This window comes from Hoyosella rhizosphaerae, assembly GCF_014643175.1.
Taxonomy (GTDB): domain Bacteria; phylum Actinomycetota; class Actinomycetes; order Mycobacteriales; family Mycobacteriaceae; genus Lolliginicoccus; species Lolliginicoccus rhizosphaerae.
Map to the genome: position 1 here is coordinate 1,244,964 of NZ_BMJH01000001.1, position 15,973 is coordinate 1,260,936.

Annotated in this window: 16 protein-coding genes; 13 read left to right on the plus strand and 3 right to left on the minus strand. The window is 58.0% G+C overall.

The window, feature by feature from the left end; all coding sequences use genetic code 11:
* Positions 1 to 25: 25 nt before the first annotated feature.
* The gene (locus tag IEW73_RS05835) at positions 26 to 1,312 is read right to left on the minus strand and encodes a phosphodiester glycosidase family protein (RefSeq protein WP_188671520.1); all 1,287 of its coding nucleotides are present in this window, start codon (positions 1,310 to 1,312) and stop codon (positions 26 to 28) included.
* Between the two features lie 172 nt (positions 1,313 to 1,484).
* The gene (gene ftsY, locus IEW73_RS05840) at positions 1,485 to 2,888 is read right to left on the minus strand and encodes a signal recognition particle-docking protein FtsY (RefSeq protein WP_188671522.1); all 1,404 of its coding nucleotides are present in this window, start codon (positions 2,886 to 2,888) and stop codon (positions 1,485 to 1,487) included.
* 152 nt (positions 2,889 to 3,040) lie between these two features.
* Here ftsY and IEW73_RS05845 point away from each other — a divergent pair, with 152 nt between their 5' ends.
* A complete protein-coding gene (locus tag IEW73_RS05845) occupies positions 3,041 to 4,369 on the plus strand; it encodes a fatty acid desaturase family protein (protein WP_188671524.1) in 1,329 nt (442 codons plus the stop codon).
* 22 nt (positions 4,370 to 4,391) lie between these two features.
* Positions 4,392 to 4,811, plus strand: a complete 420-nt coding sequence (locus IEW73_RS05850) for an ANTAR domain-containing protein (RefSeq protein ID WP_188671527.1) — start codon at positions 4,392 to 4,394, stop codon at positions 4,809 to 4,811.
* 20 nt (positions 4,812 to 4,831) lie between these two features.
* On the opposite strand, the gene IEW73_RS05855 is transcribed toward IEW73_RS05850, so the two are convergent.
* Positions 4,832 to 5,275: a CBS domain-containing protein gene (locus IEW73_RS05855; RefSeq protein WP_188671529.1), complete on the minus strand. Its 444-nt coding sequence runs from the start codon at positions 5,273 to 5,275 to the stop codon at positions 4,832 to 4,834.
* Between the two features lie 309 nt (positions 5,276 to 5,584).
* Between IEW73_RS05855 and IEW73_RS05860 the strand changes: the two genes are divergently transcribed.
* Genes IEW73_RS05860 through nuoK form a run of 11 tightly spaced genes read left to right on the plus strand, consistent with a single transcriptional unit; the run spans position 5,585 to position 15,950 of the window.
* Positions 5,585 to 5,944: an NADH-quinone oxidoreductase subunit A gene (locus tag IEW73_RS05860; protein ID WP_188671531.1), complete on the plus strand. Its 360-nt coding sequence runs from the start codon at positions 5,585 to 5,587 to the stop codon at positions 5,942 to 5,944.
* Positions 5,945 to 5,986: 42 nt separating this feature from the next.
* Positions 5,987 to 6,541, plus strand: a complete 555-nt coding sequence (locus tag IEW73_RS05865) for a NuoB/complex I 20 kDa subunit family protein (RefSeq protein WP_188671533.1) — start codon at positions 5,987 to 5,989, stop codon at positions 6,539 to 6,541.
* A complete protein-coding gene (locus IEW73_RS05870) occupies positions 6,538 to 7,212 on the plus strand; it encodes an NADH-quinone oxidoreductase subunit C (RefSeq protein ID WP_188671535.1) in 675 nt (224 codons plus the stop codon). The genes IEW73_RS05865 and IEW73_RS05870 overlap by 4 nt, the downstream gene beginning before the upstream one ends.
* Entirely contained in the window at positions 7,209 to 8,504 is a 1,296-nt protein-coding gene (gene nuoD / locus IEW73_RS05875) for an NADH dehydrogenase (quinone) subunit D (RefSeq protein WP_188671536.1), read from the plus strand. The genes IEW73_RS05870 and nuoD overlap by 4 nt, the downstream gene beginning before the upstream one ends.
* On the plus strand, positions 8,501 to 9,256 hold the full coding sequence (gene nuoE / locus IEW73_RS05880; RefSeq protein WP_188671539.1) for an NADH-quinone oxidoreductase subunit NuoE: 756 nt from the start codon (positions 8,501 to 8,503) through the stop codon (positions 9,254 to 9,256). The genes nuoD and nuoE overlap by 4 nt, the downstream gene beginning before the upstream one ends.
* A gap of 1 nt (position 9,257) precedes the next feature.
* Positions 9,258 to 10,553 carry an NADH-quinone oxidoreductase subunit NuoF gene (gene nuoF / locus IEW73_RS05885; RefSeq protein ID WP_188671541.1) on the plus strand — a complete coding sequence of 432 codons (1,296 nt, stop codon included), beginning with the start codon at positions 9,258 to 9,260 and terminating at the stop codon, positions 10,551 to 10,553.
* Entirely contained in the window at positions 10,550 to 13,003 is a 2,454-nt protein-coding gene (locus IEW73_RS05890) for an NADH-quinone oxidoreductase subunit G (RefSeq protein ID WP_188671543.1), read from the plus strand. Before nuoF ends, IEW73_RS05890 begins: the two co-directional genes overlap by 4 nt.
* A 17-nt stretch (positions 13,004 to 13,020) precedes the next feature.
* Positions 13,021 to 14,298, plus strand: coding sequence for an NADH-quinone oxidoreductase subunit NuoH (gene nuoH / locus IEW73_RS05895; RefSeq protein ID WP_188673015.1), 1,278 nt, complete (start codon positions 13,021 to 13,023; stop codon positions 14,296 to 14,298).
* Positions 14,291 to 14,857 (plus strand): NADH-quinone oxidoreductase subunit NuoI, encoded by a 567-nt coding sequence (gene nuoI, locus IEW73_RS05900; RefSeq protein WP_188671545.1) that lies wholly within the window; start codon positions 14,291 to 14,293, stop codon positions 14,855 to 14,857. The genes nuoH and nuoI overlap by 8 nt, the downstream gene beginning before the upstream one ends.
* Positions 14,854 to 15,654: an NADH-quinone oxidoreductase subunit J gene (locus tag IEW73_RS05905; protein ID WP_188671547.1), complete on the plus strand. Its 801-nt coding sequence runs from the start codon at positions 14,854 to 14,856 to the stop codon at positions 15,652 to 15,654. Before nuoI ends, IEW73_RS05905 begins: the two co-directional genes overlap by 4 nt.
* The gene (gene nuoK, locus IEW73_RS05910) at positions 15,651 to 15,950 is read left to right on the plus strand and encodes an NADH-quinone oxidoreductase subunit NuoK (protein ID WP_188671549.1); all 300 of its coding nucleotides are present in this window, start codon (positions 15,651 to 15,653) and stop codon (positions 15,948 to 15,950) included. The genes IEW73_RS05905 and nuoK overlap by 4 nt, the downstream gene beginning before the upstream one ends.
* Positions 15,951 to 15,973 lie beyond the last annotated feature (23 nt).

A 15,973-nucleotide genomic window follows, 5' to 3' on the forward strand; every position in this document is an offset into this window, starting at 1 on the left:
TTGCTCCTGGGAGTTTTCGTCCGGTTTAATCCAAATATTCGGGCAATTCGTCGGGCATTTCCGTGTGCTCGCCGTCACCAATCTCGCCGTCACCAATCTCCCCGTAAACAGGCTCCCCGTCACCTGGCTCCCCGTCACCTGGCTCCCCGTCCGCAAAGACGGGGGTGCCGATCCCGAGCCAACTCGGAACTTGCCGACTTTGACCGCTCGCCGTCATTCCTGGACTGCAGACCGCATCGTGAAGCTCAGGGCACGCTCCAGCAGGAGCTGCGCCGTCATTGACGCCTTCACCTGCCCAAAACACACCACTATGGCGGTTAATGACCAGTGCCGAGGATCCCCCGCTGTCGAGCTGGACCGCCATAGTCGCACCGAGACCGCGGAACAGGTCGCCGAGTTCCTCCTGCGTCAACCCGCTGGAAGGGTCAAGGGCGGACCCCGCCTGAACCACGAACAGCCGATCGAAAGCTGGACTGTATCCAATTGCGCTACGTGCGGTGCGAACTCCGTCAGGAATGTCCACGGCACCTGAGGGATGGAGAATTGAAAGCCCAGAAAACGCTGTAAAGATTCGACCAGAGTCTTGTAATTCCCGGAGCCGGGCCTCGGCGGCATCGTTGTCGAATGGGGACGGCGCGACCAACATCTCTACAGAACTGTCGCCGGTGCCATCACCACTTATAACAAATGTTGCGAGCCTCCCCCAGCCTTGTTCGAGTTCACCAGTCAAACCCTTCGGCCCCGAATAGAAGGCACGCTCCGCGGCTTCCACACTTTCGCCAGCCGACGCAGTAGAAGAGTTATCGAAATAGACACCGAATGGCGCTGAACATAACGTCTCGCGCCAACTCCGGCCGCTCAGTTGCGGTCGAACATCAAAGAAATTCGTATTAATAAGGACAGCGGGATTATCGAGCGCTCGCCATGCCTCGTCCGCGGAGAACAAAGCAGATCTCAATTGCGTGCCGTCAGAAGTTTGTGTGCCGGGAGTGTTCGCGCAACGGTCGGAACCACCCTGCGCATCAAGAAGTAGTCGGCCAGTGATGGTGCGCCGGGCGTTTGGGACCACCACTATGCGGGCGTCACGTGGTGTCGAGTACCAGCTTCGGTCTTGACGTTGCATAGCCATCGGAAAGTTGGCGCCGGTTTGATACGCCACAACCCTGCCCGCGGACGTGTCAATTGCGTCGCTGTAAGCCTGCCTGGCCTCGGTACTGCCCGAACCTGAGTTGTCCGCAGCGGCAAGTGGCGCAACCACCACGCTCATCGCAGCAGCAACAGTGACAGTCATCAGACGCAACCAGGCACTCATGGCCCACCTCCCGCAATGCGGTTTGTGATGTAAATCTGTTATCACCACAGTGCAGGAGTGGGCCATTTGCGAAGGTTGTCAACGCCGAGGTGAACCCTGTTTGAGGCAACACTGTGATCGCCTCGAAACGTGGCCGAAAGGCTACGTTGCTGGCTCTTTATGCCGTTAGCTCTTACAGCAGAGCATCAACAAATGCGGCCGGCTCGAATGGGGCGAGATCATCAGCGCCTTCTCCGAGACCAACGAGTTTGACGGGCACCCCGAGTTGATGTTGCACCTGGAAAACGATGCCGCCTTTTGCTGTGCCGTCGAGTTTGGTTAGCACCACACCAGTAATGTCCACGACTTCGGAAAAGACTTTAGCCTGGTTGAGGCCATTTTGACCGACGGTGGCGTCCAAAACAAGCAACACTTCGTCGACCTTAGTTCGCTTTTCTACAACCCTCTTGACCTTACCGAGTTCGTCCATCAGGCCAGTCTTGGTGTGCAATCGCCCGGCTGTGTCGATCAAAACCGTGTCTACACCGGCTTCGATTCCACGAGTTACAGCGTCAAATGCCACTGAAGCTGGGTCGGCGCTTTCTTTTCCGCGGACCACTTCCGCACCGACTCGTTCGGCCCAAGTTTGAAGTTGGTCTGCGGCTGCTGCCCGAAAAGTATCGGCGGCGCCGAGCAGGACTCGACGACCATCAGCAATGAGTACCCGAGCAAGTTTGCCCGTCGTAGTGGTCTTCCCTGTGCCGTTGACACCGACGACAAGGAGTACTGAAGGCGTGTCGTCATGGGGTAAAGCGTGAATCGACCGGTCGAGTTCAGGCCGCAAGGCGTCTATGAGAACTTCACGCAGAAGTGCGCGAGCATCTGACTCAGTTCGGACGGATCGTGCGACCATTTGTTCGCGAAGACGGTCGACGACCATTGTGGTGGTAGCTGATCCGAGGTCTGCTATCAGCAGTGTGTCCTCGACTTCTTCCCACGATTCTTCGTCTAGGTCGCCGCCGCCGAGTAGGCCGAGGAGACTCTTACCTACGGCGTTCTGCGACCTCGCGAGGCGCCCGCGAAGTCGATCAAGGCGCCCCTCCGATGGATCGATCTCATCGAGGACCGGCACTTCCTCGACCGGAGCCGCCAGTTCCTCTAATAGTTCTGGATCTTCGGGACGCTCTAGGGCAGGCGCTGGTTCTTTGGTCTCTAAAGGTTCAACTGCGTCGGGAATCTCGACATCCCGAATGGGGCGCTTTACTGCGTCACGAGGGACACTCGCGTCATCACCGACGTGCGGTTGCCCATCCGTGTCAGTCCGCTCCCCTCCGGGCGCACTCGTTACAGGATGAGTGGTGGGCGGCTGAGGCTTTGCGGGCGGTTCCTTCAGCGCTGTCGGGCTGTCAGATGAAGCGCCCTGACTGAAGCTGAACCCGCCTTTTGCCTGATAACCACCCGACTTACCTTTTGAGTCAACTTCTGGTGGTTTGGTCAAAGTTATTCGACGGCGCCGGTACAGCACCGCACCGACAATCAACGCCACAGCGATGAGGGCGAGGACGACGGCTACTACAATCCAAAGTTCGGTGGTCACCCCGGCAGTATTCCAAACCAAGTCAAACTGTGTGGCGTCCCTTGCCGCTCAACCCCATACTCAATTGTGGCGTAAAGTAGTAGGTGCGCAGGATCTGGTCTCGTGGCGTCCTCCTGATACACGCAGCTGCAAAAACATGTGGAAGGGCACCGATGGCCATCTCTGACATTGCCGAGTACTCGCACCTGAGCGCATCGGACATTGAGGCGTTGCGCCACGAACTTGATTCGATTAGGCGCGAGGTCGAAGAATCGCTAGGCGAACGTGACGCCCGGTATATCACGCGCACAATCGCAGCCCAACGGACCCTTGACGCAGCTAGTCGCTTGCTCATCTTTCTTGGCGGTCGCTCAAAAACAGCGCTCGTGCTTGGCACTATCGGGCTCGGCGCCGCGAAGTCAATCGAAAATATGGAGATTGGCCACAACGTCTTGCACGGCCAGTGGGATTGGATGAATGATCCAGAAATCCACTCCAGCACCTGGGAATGGGACCTTGTAGGTACGTCCGAGCAGTGGAAATACGCCCACAATGTGACACACCACAAGTACACCAACATCATCGGTATGGACAGTGACGTCGGGTTCGGGATCATCCGCGTCACCCGCGACCAAGAGTGGCGACCCGTGCACCTTGTGCAGCCACTGCAGAACATCATCCTTGGGTTGCTTTTCGAGTGGGGCATCGCACTACATGACCTGCCTCCGAAAGTTGGGTCGAAAGACCACACACCTCTCAGTCCGCCACGGACGGCGCGAGCGGTGCCCTCTTTGGTTCGCAAGATTGCAAACCAAACCACCAAGGATTACATCTACTATCCGGCGTTGAGCGGCCCGCGTTGGAAGCGCACACTTGGCGCAAATGTCACTGCGAACGTGATGCGCAACTTATGGACCTACGTCGTCATCTTCTGTGGCCATTTCCCGGATGGTGCAGAAAAGTTCTCCCTTGACGATGTGAAAGACGAAAGTCAAGGCGAGTGGTACCTCCGCCAAATGCTCGGCACCGCCAACATCAATGCGGGACCAGCGTTAGCGTTCATGACGGGCAACTTGTGCTACCAGATTGAACATCACCTTTTCCCAGACCTTCCCAGCAATCGATACGCGGAGATCAGCACCCGCGTTCAAGCACTGTGCGATAAATACGATCTGCCATACACCACAGGGTCACTGCCGACGCAGTACCTATTGACGCTTCGTACAATCAACAAACTGGCGCTACCGGACAAGTTCCTTCGCCGCACGTCTGATGACGCACCCGAAACTGCTTCCGAACTGCGTTTTTCCCAGGTTCTATACCGTGCGGCTGCCGCACGCGCACAAGCACAAAGCGACAATTCGCAAGAGCTTAGGGAAGACATCCGCCGCGGGCTCAGGACTGCAATCGCAGAGCTGAAGCGTTTCCGCCGGGAGCAGAAGCGCACACTCCGTCGGGCGCGCCGGGCCGCGCGGGCGCGCGGTTTGTACCGAAACGCGTAATCCTGTAGGTAGCATCAGCGGGGTGACTGATGCCACTGTTAGCGACAAGAATGCAACGGGTACGTTGACAGTTCTGGTCTATTCCAACGACGCACTCACCCGCGCCAAGGTGACTGAAGGCCTGGGTCGGCGACCAAGTCTGCACGTGGGCCCCTTTGAGTACGTAGAAGTGGCGACAGCTCCGGTCGTGTTACAGAAACTCGAAGGCGGCGGGATTGACCTCGTTATCCTCGACGGCGAAGCAGCGCCCGTGGGTGGCCTGGGATTGGCGAAACAACTTAAGGATGAGTTCTTTCCATGCCCGCCTGTTGTCGTGTTAGTGGGAAGAAAAGACGATGCATGGTTGGCGCGTTGGTCGCGCGCCGAGGCGATCGTCGCGCACCCAGTCGATCCGTTTGAGCTTGCCGACACAATCATCGGCTTGGTTCGCAACAATCACTGATCGTGATGGGCGCTACAGGCCTATCCCCCGGCGATGTACGACTCGAGATGCTGACGGTCGCTCTCGAGCTCGCTAATTCTGCTTTTTACGACATCCCCGATGCTTACGATGCCTACTAGCTTGTCGTCGACAATTACCGGCATGTGGCGAACTCGGCGCTCTGTCATTGTCTCGGCAAGACTGTCGACGTGATCCTCTGGGACGCAGGAGTACACATCTGTAGTCATGATGTCGGCGACCCTGGCGGACAGTACGGCAGCACCACCTCGATGAAGGTGACGGACGATGTCCCGTTCGGACACAATCCCCACGAGTCGGGGTTTGCCTTGACTGCTGGTATCGGCTACAACCAACGCGCCGACGTTGCGCTCAGCAAGCATGGCCAGGAGATCAGCGACTGTCGCTTCTCCGGATATGGTCGCGACCTCGGAGCCTTTGTTCCGAAGTAGGTCTGAGATCCGCATGTCGGTGCTCCTTGGGTTCTGCAGGATTCGATGCATTAAGCCTAGCCGTGCAGAATGTGATGTGGAGCACAGTTTTAGTTTTGATGTCCGATTCCCATCAATTCTCCTGCCGTTCTTAGGTTTACGTATCTCACCGCACAAAACGCCATGGTGTGAAAAACGAGCCTTCAACCAAAACCACCGGTACCCTGAGATGAAGATCACATAGTGACATCAATATAGTTCTGTGTCACATGTGAGGCTTCAAGTCACCTGCGGGACCACGGTCGCGCGAACTGACACGGTTGCGAGATTGGAGGCATTGGCGCGATGAACCTTTACGCCCCAATTTTCGTCCTCGGCGCCATCGCAGTCGCATTCGCAGTGGTATCGGCCGTCATGGCATCACTTATTGGCCCCAGCCGCTACAACAGGGCAAAAATGGACGCCTACGAATGCGGAATCGACCCAACTCCACAACCGCTTGGAGGTGGCCGATTTTCCATCAAGTACTACCTAACCGCCATGTTGTTCATCATTTTTGGTGTTGAAATCGTTTTTCTGTACCCGTGGGCTGTTCACTTCGATGCCCTCGGACTATTTGGTCTCGCTGCAATGGGCTTGTTCATCTTCAACGTATCGGTCGCCTACGCATATGAGTGGCGACGCGGGGGCCTCAGTTGGGACTGACCAGCAGCCCGACCACACCAACACTCGCAAGAAGGGTCTGACATGGGTCTCGAGGAGAAGCTGCCTAGCGGCTTCCTGCTGAGCACAGTCGAACAAATGGCTGGTTACATGCGCAAAGGATCGCTGTGGCCCGCTACATTCGGGTTAGCCTGCTGCGCAATCGAGATGATGTCCACCAGCGGTGGACGCTTCGATATTGCACGATTCGGCATGGAGGCGTTCCGTGCGTCACCACGACAAGCTGATCTGATGATCGTCGCCGGGCGTGTGAGCCAAAAGATGGCACCAGTGCTTCGGCAGGTATACGACCAGATGGTTGAGCCCAAGTGGGTGCTCGCAATGGGTGTATGCGCATCGTCAGGTGGCATGTTCAACAACTACGCCATCGTGCAAGGGGTTGACCACGTTGTTCCTGTCGACATTTACCTTCCTGGATGCCCGCCACGGCCAGAAATGCTGTTGCATGCCATTTTGAAGCTGCACGACAAGATTCAAGAGATGCCACTTGGTGTCAACCGGGAAGAAGCGATCCGCGCGGCCGAGGAAGCGGCGATGGCGCAACGACCCACCATTGAGTTCAAGGGGCTTCTGCGATGAAGGACCCGAAGCCCGAACGCATTGGCGTTCGCCGCGGGATGTTTGGTGTCGAAGGCACAGGTGACACCTCCGGCTATGGTCGCCTCGTTAAGCCTGTCATCCTGGCCGACAGTTCTCCCCGCCCCTACGGGGGCTACTTCGACGACGTTGTGGACACGCTCGCGATAGTTCTCGATGAGAACAACGTAGCGTTCGGTGACGCTGTCGAAAAGATCGTTGTGTATTGCGGCGAATTGACACTTCATGTTCGCCGAGAACACCTCCCAGCCGTCGCGCGGGCACTTCGCGATGATCCTGATCTGCGGTTCGAACTGAGCCTAGGTGTCAGCGGAGTGCATTACCCCGCCGATGTGGGTCGGGAACTCAGGGCCGTCTACCCGCTGCTTTCCATCACACACAACCGTCGAATCCGACTTGAGGTGTCTGCGCCCGACGCAGATCCGCACATTCCGTCACTGTTTGGCGTGTACCCGACTACAGATTGGCATGAACGCGAAACTTATGACTTTTTTGGCCTGATTTTCGATGGCCACCCGTCACTGACGCGCATCGAAATGCCGGACGACTGGCAAGGCCACCCGCAACGCAAGGACTACCCCCTCGGTGGCATCCCCGTCGAATACAAGGGCGCGACCATCCCGCCACCAGATGAGCGGAGAGAATACCGATGAGCACCGACAAAGCAGTGTTCACTGTTTCAGGCCAGGACTGGGAAGACTTTGTCCGCGACGCCGCCGAATCTGGCGAGGAGCGCGTCGTAGTGAACATGGGGCCTCAGCACCCGTCCACCCACGGAGTTTTGCGGCTCATTCTCGAAATCGAAGGTGAAACCGTCACCGAGGCGCGTTGTGGAATCGGGTACCTCCACACTGGCATCGAAAAAAACCTGGAATACAGGAACTGGACTCAAGGCGTCACCTTCGTCACGCGAATGGACTACCTGTCCCCTTTCTTCAACGAAACCGCCTATTGCCTAGGCGTTGAGAAACTTCTCGGGATTACAGATCAGATACCTGACCGCGCAAATGTTGTGCGCGTGATGCTCATGGAGCTCAACCGGATTTCCTCGCACCTAGTCGCATTGGCTACGGGCGCTCTCGAACTCGGCGCCATGTCGCCAATGCTCTACGGTTTCCGCGAGCGCGAACTGATCCTCGACGTGTTCGAAACAGTCACTGGCCTCAGGATGAATCATGCATTCATCCGGCCAGGAGGATTAGCGCAAGACCTCCCCGACAACGCCGAGGAGAAGGTTCGCGAAGTCCTTTCGATCATGCCCGACCGCATCAAGGGTCTCGAATCGTTGCTCAATGAAAACCCAATCTGGAAGTCCCGCACAGTCGGCGTCGGCTATCTCGATCTCACCGGATGTATGGCACTGGGCATGACTGGGCCTGTGCTTAGGTCCACGGGACTACCCCATGATCTACGTAAATCGCAGCCCTACTGCGGCTACGAACAATACGACTTCGACGTGATGACACATGACGGATCAGATTGCTACGGCCGATACTTGATCCGCGTCAATGAAATGAAAGAGTCACTCAAGATCGTCGAACAGTGCTTAGACAAGCTTCGCCCGGGCCCCGTCATGGTCGAAGATAAAAAGATCGCGTGGCCAGCCCAATTATCTGTCGGACGGGACGGCATGGGCAACTCGCTTGAACATATCCGCAAGATCATGGGCACTGATATGGAAGCGCTGATTCACCATTTCAAACTCGTCACAGAGGGCTTTCGAGTGCCAGCCGGGCAAACCTATGTGGCAGTCGAATCACCCCGCGGGGAACTAGGCGTCCATATGGTCAGCGACGGCAGCACCAAACCCTACCGAGTGCACTACCGCGACCCCTCGTTCACCAATCTCCAAGCCGTTGCAGCAATGTGCGAGGGCGGAATGGTAGCCGACGTCATCGCATCAGTTGCCAGTATCGACCCCGTGATGGGTGGTGTAGACAGATGAGCCAACAGCCGATTCTTCTCCAACTTGGCCCCCACCCTGGCGAAGCAGGACGAATTGTCGAACCTGGTGCAAGAGCGTCCTATCCGCCCGATGTGCACCAACGCCTCGTCGCTGACGCACAAACGATCATCAATCGCTACCCACAATCGCGGTCCGCGCTCCTCCCACTACTGCACCTCGTTCAAGCTGAAGATGGGTACATAACGCCAGCTGGTGTTGAATTTTGCGCCGAACAACTCGACCTCAGCGGCGCTGAAGTGACAGCGGTTGCCACGTTCTACAGCATGTATCGACGCAAACCCACTGGCGACTATCACGTCGGTGTCTGCACCAACACTTTGTGCGCGATCATGGGTGGCGATGCCATATATGAGGCAGTAACTCAGCATCTCGGCATCAGTCACGGCGACACGACGGACGATGGGAAAGTAACCCTCGAACACATCGAATGCAACGCTGCGTGCGACTACGCACCGGTGATGATGGTCAACTGGGAGTTTTTCGACAACCAAACACCAGACTCTGCCATCGCCCTCGTTGATGCTTTACGAAATGGTGAAGCCGTCACGCCCACCCGCGGGGCGTCGCTGTGCACCTTTCGCGAAACAGCCCGAATCCTCGCGGGTTTCCCCGACACTCGCGATGGGGCCCTCGACGGCGCGCCTGGTGACGCGACCCTTGTCGGTCTTCGAATCGCTCAAAACGCGACCAACCAAGACGAGCCGGAAACCCATGCCGGGGATGTGAGTTGAAATGCAACTGACACCGGTATTAAGTCAGCATTGGGGCGAACCTAATTCGTGGACGATGCGCTCCTACCGTAGCCACGAAGGGTACACAGCCGCACGAGACGCGCTCGCGATGGAACCCGATGACGTCATCAAGACAGTCAAAGATGCTGGACTGCGCGGCCGAGGCGGGGCCGGTTTCCCCACCGGAATGAAATGGGGCTTCATTCCCCAGGGCGACAACAAGCCGCACTACCTCGTCGTCAATGCCGACGAATCAGAACCCGGAACGTGCAAAGACATTCCACTAATGCTCGCCACTCCCCACACCCTGATCGAAGGTGTGATCATCGCGGCGTACGCCATCCGCGCGAAGCACGCATTCATCTACCTCAGGGGCGAAGTGGTGCCGGTGCTGCGGAGGCTACAAGCCGCAGTTGCTGAGGCATACGAGGCTGGCTACCTAGGGAAGAACATCTTTGGCTCAGGGTACGATCTCGAACTTATCGTTCATGCAGGAGCTGGGGCATACATCTGCGGAGAAGAAACAGCGCTTCTCGATTCTCTGGAGGGCCGCCGCGGTCAACCCCGACTCCGCCCACCCTTCCCCGCAGTAGAGGGCCTGTACGCCTGCCCAACCGTGGTGAACAATGTCGAATCCATCGCGAGTGTGCCCATCATTTTCCGCAAAGGCATCGAGTGGTTTCGGTCGATGGGCAGCGAAAAGTCACCTGGTTTCACTCTCTACTCGCTGTCAGGCCACGTCGCGCGCCCCGGCCAGTACGAGGCACCACTCGGCATCACGCTTCGTGAGCTTCTTGACTACGCCGGCGGTATCAGGGCCGGCCACAAGATTAAGTTCTGGACCCCTGGCGGGTCATCCACTCCCCTTTTCACCGACGCGCACCTGGATGTGCCGCTCGACTACGAAGGGTGCGGCGCCGCAGGTTCGATGCTCGGCACCAAGGCCCTGCAGATTTTCGACGAAACCACATGCGTCGTGCGAGCGGTGCTGCGGTGGACTGAGTTCTACGCACACGAATCATGCGGCAAATGCACCCCGTGCCGTGAAGGAACCTACTGGCTCGTGCAAATGATGCGCCGCATCGAAAAAGGCGAAGGAACCGACGCGGACCTGGAGAAACTGCTCGACATATCGGACAACATTCTCGGCCGATCATTCTGCGCGCTCGGCGATGGTGCAACGAGTCCCATCACATCGTCCATCAAGTACTTCCGCGACGAGTATCTTGCGCACTTCGAACTCGGCGGCTGCCCTTTTGACCCATACAAGTCCACACTCATGGCGGGGGCCTCATGACTCAGTCAACTCAAAACGGGTCGATTCACAACGGGCCTAGTCAAGAAAGCTCCACACCAGCCGAAACGGACCTCGTCACCGTCCACATCGACGGTGTTGAAGTGAACGTACCCAAAGGCACGCTTGTCATTCGCGCCGCAGAACTCATCGGGGTGCAAATCCCCCGGTTCTGCGACCACCCCTTGCTCGAACCTGCAGGTGCGTGCCGCCAGTGTCTGGTTGAGGTCGAAGGGCAACGAAAGCCGCTGGCATCCTGCACCACCACCGTGTCGCATGGCATGGAAGTGCGCACCCAAATGACATCACCCGTAGCCGACAAGGCCCAAAAAGGTGTCATGGAACTGCTCCTGATCAACCACCCACTCGACTGCCCTGTGTGTGACAAAGGTGGAGAATGCCCACTGCAAAATCAGGCGATGTCAAACGGACAATCCGAGTCGCGGTTCACAGGGGAAAAACGAACCTTCCCGAAACCAATTAACATTTCTTCCCAGGTCCTTCTCGACCGGGAACGTTGCGTCCTGTGCGCCCGATGCACACGGTTCTCGGACCAGATCGCAGGCGACCCCTTCATCGAACTGCAAGAACGAGGGGCACTCCAACAAGTCGGTATTTATGCCAACGAGCCTTTTGAGTCCTACTTTTCGGGCAACACAGTCCAGATTTGCCCAGTCGGTGCATTAACAGGAGCCGCATACAGGTTCAGGGCACGTCCGTTCGATCTTGTGTCGTCACCGAGCGTGTGCGAACACTGCGCGAGTGGATGTTCTCAACGCACAGACCATCGGCGTGGCAAAGTGCTGCGTCGGCTCGCCGGAGATGACCCAGAAGTCAACGAGGAATGGAACTGCGACAAAGGCCGCTGGGCCTTTACATACGCTGCGGAACCTGACCGGTTCACAACCCCCATGGTCCGGGGCGCCGATGGCGAACTGCACTCCGCGTCGTGGTCCGAGGCACTGACTGCCGCAGCAGAGGGGTTAACTGCCGCGGGTGGCAAGGCAGGTGTGCTCGTCGGTGGCCGTGTGACCCAAGAGGACGCCTACGGCTACGCCAAGTTTGCTCGAATGGTGCTCAACACCAACGATGTTGACTTCCGCGCACGCGCTCATTCAGATGAGGAAGCGCATTTCCTCACCTCGCATGTAGCAGCAGGCGCAGCGCAAGCAACGTACGCAGAAGTGGAGAACTCCTCAGCGGTCCTGCTTGTGGGATTCGAACCAGAAGAAGAATCACCAATAGTTTTCCTTCGCCTTCGAAAAGCGGCCCGCAAAAAGCAGTTACCCATCTTTTCTGTAGCTCCGTACGCCTCACCAGGTTTGAAGAAGGTTTCAGGCACACTCCTGAGCACCACGCCGGGAGGGGAAGCTGAAGTACTCGACGGCCTGAACACGAACGATCCCGTTTTCCAACACCTGACCTCCAAAAATGCGGTCATTATCGTCGGGGAGCGCCTGGCGGCGATGCCCGGCAGCCTTTCCGCCGCGTGCCGCCTCGCCGAGAGGACCGGCGCCGCCTTGGTGTGGATCCCCCGCCGAGCAGGTGAACGCGGAGCCCTCAATGCTGGCGCATTCCCTCACCTACTGCCCGGCGGCCGACCAGTCACCGACAGTCGCGCAGCCGCCGAAGTACGTGAACTATGGGGTGCCAGTGCCCTACCTGACAGACCAGGGCGCGATACCGACAGCATCGTGACGGCGACGATCGACGGAACTCTGACTGCGCTTTTAGTCGGTGGCGTCGATCCCTATGACTTGCCCCATCCGCGCGCGGCACTCTCGAGCCTTGACACAGCGACGTTCGTTGTCAGTTTAGAACTACGCCCCAGCGCCGTCACCGAGCGTGCCCACGTCGTGTTCCCCGTAGCATCAGTCGCCGAAAAACAAGGGACATTCCTCAACTGGGAAGGACGCCCCCGGCAATTTGATGCTGCATTAAAAGATGCGGGAACAATGCCTGACGTGCGAATCCTGCACGCATTGGCTGGCCGCATGGGTGTTCCCCTGGGACTCCCCGACGTGAGCGCAGCACGTGACGAAATTCGCGCGCTAGGCACCTGGAACGGCGACCTACCCGCTACGCCTACGATCCCGCCCGGAACGACGTTGAAGCCGAAAATGGGCGAAGCGGTATTGGCGACCTGGCGCATGCTGCTCGATGAAGGTTCACTGCAAGACGGCGAACCGCACCTCGCTGGGACGGCACGCACACCCGTCGTGCGCCTGAGCAAGGACACCGCAGCTGAAATCGGTGCCAGTCACAATGACGCCGTTACCGTGCGATCGCGCCACGGAGCCATCACGCTGCCCCTCGCCGTTACTGACATGCCATCACGCGTTGTGTGGTTGCCTCAACGATCCGCCGGGTGCGCTGTATACAAAACTCTCGGGGTCGACAACGGCAGTGTTGTCGAAATCTCAGTTGCGCGCAGCGACGGTGATGCACTGTGAACTACACCGACCTGAGCATGTTCGGCATCGACCCCTGGTGGTTGATCATCGCCAAAGCAATTGCGATCTTCGGTTTCCTGATGGTGACCACGCTGGTGATGATTCTTGCCGAACGCAAAGTGATCGCATGGATGCAGATGCGTGTTGGCCCGAACCGCGTCGGCCCCAAAGGCATGCTGCAAACACTTGCGGACGGTCTCAAACTTGCCCTGAAGGAGGGCATTTTCCCCGCTGCAGCAGACAAGCCTGTCTACTTTCTCGCACCCATCATCGCGGTGACGACAGCGATCCTTGCGTTTGCCGTTATCCCCTTCGGCCCCGTCGTTTCGATATTTGGCAACCAGACCCCACTCCAACTCACAGACTTACCCGTCGCGGTGCTTTACGTCCTCGCCGTGACCTCGATCGGTGTCTATGGCATCGTTCTCGCAGGCTGGTCATCCGGTTCCACGTACCCGCTACTGGGCGGTTTGCGCGCCACCGCACAGGTAATTTCCTACGAAATCGCCATGGCCATGTCCTTCGTGGCGGTGTTCCTTTTCGCCGGAACGATGGCGACGTCAGGAATTGTGTCTGCACAGCAAAACACATGGTTCGTGTTTCTCTTGCTGCCGTCGTTCCTCATCTACGTCACGTCCATGGTGGGCGAAACGAACCGAGCACCATTCGACCTTCCCGAAGCGGAAGGCGAACTTGTCGGCGGATTCCACACCGAATACTCCTCACTCCGCTTCGCGATGTTTATGCTCGCCGAGTACATCAACATGATCACAGTGTCAGCACTTGCCACAACGCTCTTCCTCGGCGGGTGGCACGCACCGTGGCCGATCAGCTTCTGGGACGGCGCCAACACAGGCTGGTTGCCGGTAATGTGGTTCGTCCTCAAGGTGTGGGCATTCTTGTTCCTGTTCATCTGGTTGCGCGCAACCCTGCCGCGATTTAGATACGACCAGTTCATGAACCTCGGGTGGAAGGTCCTCATTCCGATTTCCCTGGGTTGGGTGCTCGTCGTGGCCACCGTGCGCGGTTTCTACAGCGCCGGATACGACGTCGCCACCATCGTGCTCGCGACAATCGGCGGCGCAATCGCATTGCTCTTGCTCACGGTGCTGTGGATGCGAAGGCGACGCCAACCGGAAACACCTCAAACAACACCAGCGGAATTCGCCCCTCTCGCAGGTGGTTTCCCTGTTCCACCCATGCCTGGCCAAACCGCACAAACCGCAGGGCGACGGCCCGTCGTCATCTCAAGCGCAACCCCCGAAGTCTCGGGTAGGGAGGGCAACGATGTCTAAAGTGCCACTTTTTCTTGGCCCCATCAAGGGCTTCGGCGTGACGTTCTCCACGATGTTCAAAAAGCCGAACACAGAACTGTATCCGGAGGTCAAGACGCCGACTGCGGAGCGCTACCACGGCCGCCACCAGCTCAATAGGCACCCTGATGGCCTGGAAAAATGCATCGGTTGCGAACTGTGTGCGTGGGCCTGCCCCGCAGACGCTATCTACGTCGAAGGCGCCACCAACACGGATGAAGAGCGTTACTCACCAGGCGAACGCTATGGCCGGGTCTACCAAATCAACTACCTCCGGTGCATAGGATGCGGCCTCTGCATCGAGGCATGCCCCACCCGTGCGCTGACTATGACCAATGAGTACGAAATGGCTGACGACAACCGCGCAGACCTCATCTACGAAAAAGACCGCCTTCTGGCGCCGTTGGAAGACAACATGCTCGCACCGCCACATGACATGTTCCCCGGCACCACCGACGAAAATTACTATCGCGGCGACGTGACCCATGCAGTGCCCGAGCAACGCACCACCCCCGTCGACGAGGGCGAGGAATCTCAGTGACCAATTTGCTCGCGTTAGGCGTAGGGACCGCACCCTTCACCCAAACCTCCACTGCCGAAGCCATCCAGTTCTGGGTCCTCGGCGCCATCGCGGTAATAGGGGCACTCGGAGTTGTTACCGCCAAACGGGCAGTGCACTCAGCCCTGTTCCTCGCGTTGACCATGATTATTCTTGCGGTGTTCTACATTGTCCAAGGCGCCATGTTTCTCGGTGTGGCACAAATCGTGGTCTACACCGGCGCAGTAATGATGCTGTTCCTGTTCGTGCTGATGCTCATTGGCGTGGAGTCATCGGATTCACTTGTCGAAACCATCCGCGGACAAAGGGTGGCAGGAATCGCTGGCGGGCTCGGATTTGGTCTCCTACTTGTCGGCGGACTCAGCCGAACAGAGTTTCCCGCATTCGTTGGCCTCGCCGATGCCAACGTCACAGGAAACGTCCCGGGCCTGGCGGAACTGCTCTTCATCCGCTACGTGTGGGCGTTCGAGCTCACCGGAGCGCTGTTGATCATTGCGACAATCGGCGCCATGGTTCTCGCTCACCGCGAGCAAATCGAGAAGCGGCGCAACCAGCGGGAACAGTCCGAAGAGCGGTTTCGCACCGGCACCCACGTGACGCCCATGCCCAGCCCCGGGGTGTTCGCACGCCACAACGCCGTCAACGTGCCCGCACTCCTTCCCGACGGCTCGTACTCCCGACTATCGGTCAGCAAAATCCTCCAACGCCGCGAAGCAGAAATCAGCGGACTACCACCGCGGCCGCCAACAGCCGAAGAGCATGAGGAGGACACTCAGTGAGTCCCGAGTACTACCTCTATCTGTCGGCACTCCTCTTCACCATCGGCGCCGTAGGTGTGCTGCTACGGCGCAACGCCATCGTCGTGTTCATGTGCATTGAGCTCATGCTCAATGCGACAAATCTTGCGTTCGTTACGTTCGCCCGAATGCACGGCAACCTGGATGGTCAAGTATTCGCCTTCTTCACCATGGTTGTCGCCGCAGCCGAAGTGGTCATTGGGCTCGCCATCATCATGGCGATCTTCCGCACCCGTCGCTCGGCCTCGGTCGACGAAGCTAACCTGCTCAAAAACTGACGTCATGCAGAGGAATATGAGTG

Bases quoted from the DNA above. Each gene is read 5' to 3' on its own strand.
- IEW73_RS05835 (WP_188671520.1), bottom strand. From the start codon at position 1,312: ATGAGTGCCTGGTTGCGTCTGATGACTGTCACTGTTGCTGCTGCGATG.
- IEW73_RS05845 (WP_188671524.1), top strand. From the start codon at position 3,041: ATGGCCATCTCTGACATTGCCGAGTACTCGCACCTGAGCGCATCGGAC.
- IEW73_RS05855 (WP_188671529.1), bottom strand. From the start codon at position 5,275: ATGCGGATCTCAGACCTACTTCGGAACAAAGGCTCCGAGGTCGCGACC.
- IEW73_RS05860 (WP_188671531.1), top strand. From the start codon at position 5,585: ATGAACCTTTACGCCCCAATTTTCGTCCTCGGCGCCATCGCAGTCGCA.
- IEW73_RS05865 (WP_188671533.1), top strand. From the start codon at position 5,987: ATGGGTCTCGAGGAGAAGCTGCCTAGCGGCTTCCTGCTGAGCACAGTC.
- IEW73_RS05870 (WP_188671535.1), top strand. From the start codon at position 6,538: ATGAAGGACCCGAAGCCCGAACGCATTGGCGTTCGCCGCGGGATGTTT.
- nuoD (WP_188671536.1), top strand. From the start codon at position 7,209: ATGAGCACCGACAAAGCAGTGTTCACTGTTTCAGGCCAGGACTGGGAA.
- nuoE (WP_188671539.1), top strand. From the start codon at position 8,501: ATGAGCCAACAGCCGATTCTTCTCCAACTTGGCCCCCACCCTGGCGAA.
- nuoF (WP_188671541.1), top strand. From the start codon at position 9,258: ATGCAACTGACACCGGTATTAAGTCAGCATTGGGGCGAACCTAATTCG.
- IEW73_RS05890 (WP_188671543.1), top strand. From the start codon at position 10,550: ATGACTCAGTCAACTCAAAACGGGTCGATTCACAACGGGCCTAGTCAA.
- nuoH (WP_188673015.1), top strand. From the start codon at position 13,021: ATGTTCGGCATCGACCCCTGGTGGTTGATCATCGCCAAAGCAATTGCG.
- nuoI (WP_188671545.1), top strand. From the start codon at position 14,291: ATGTCTAAAGTGCCACTTTTTCTTGGCCCCATCAAGGGCTTCGGCGTG.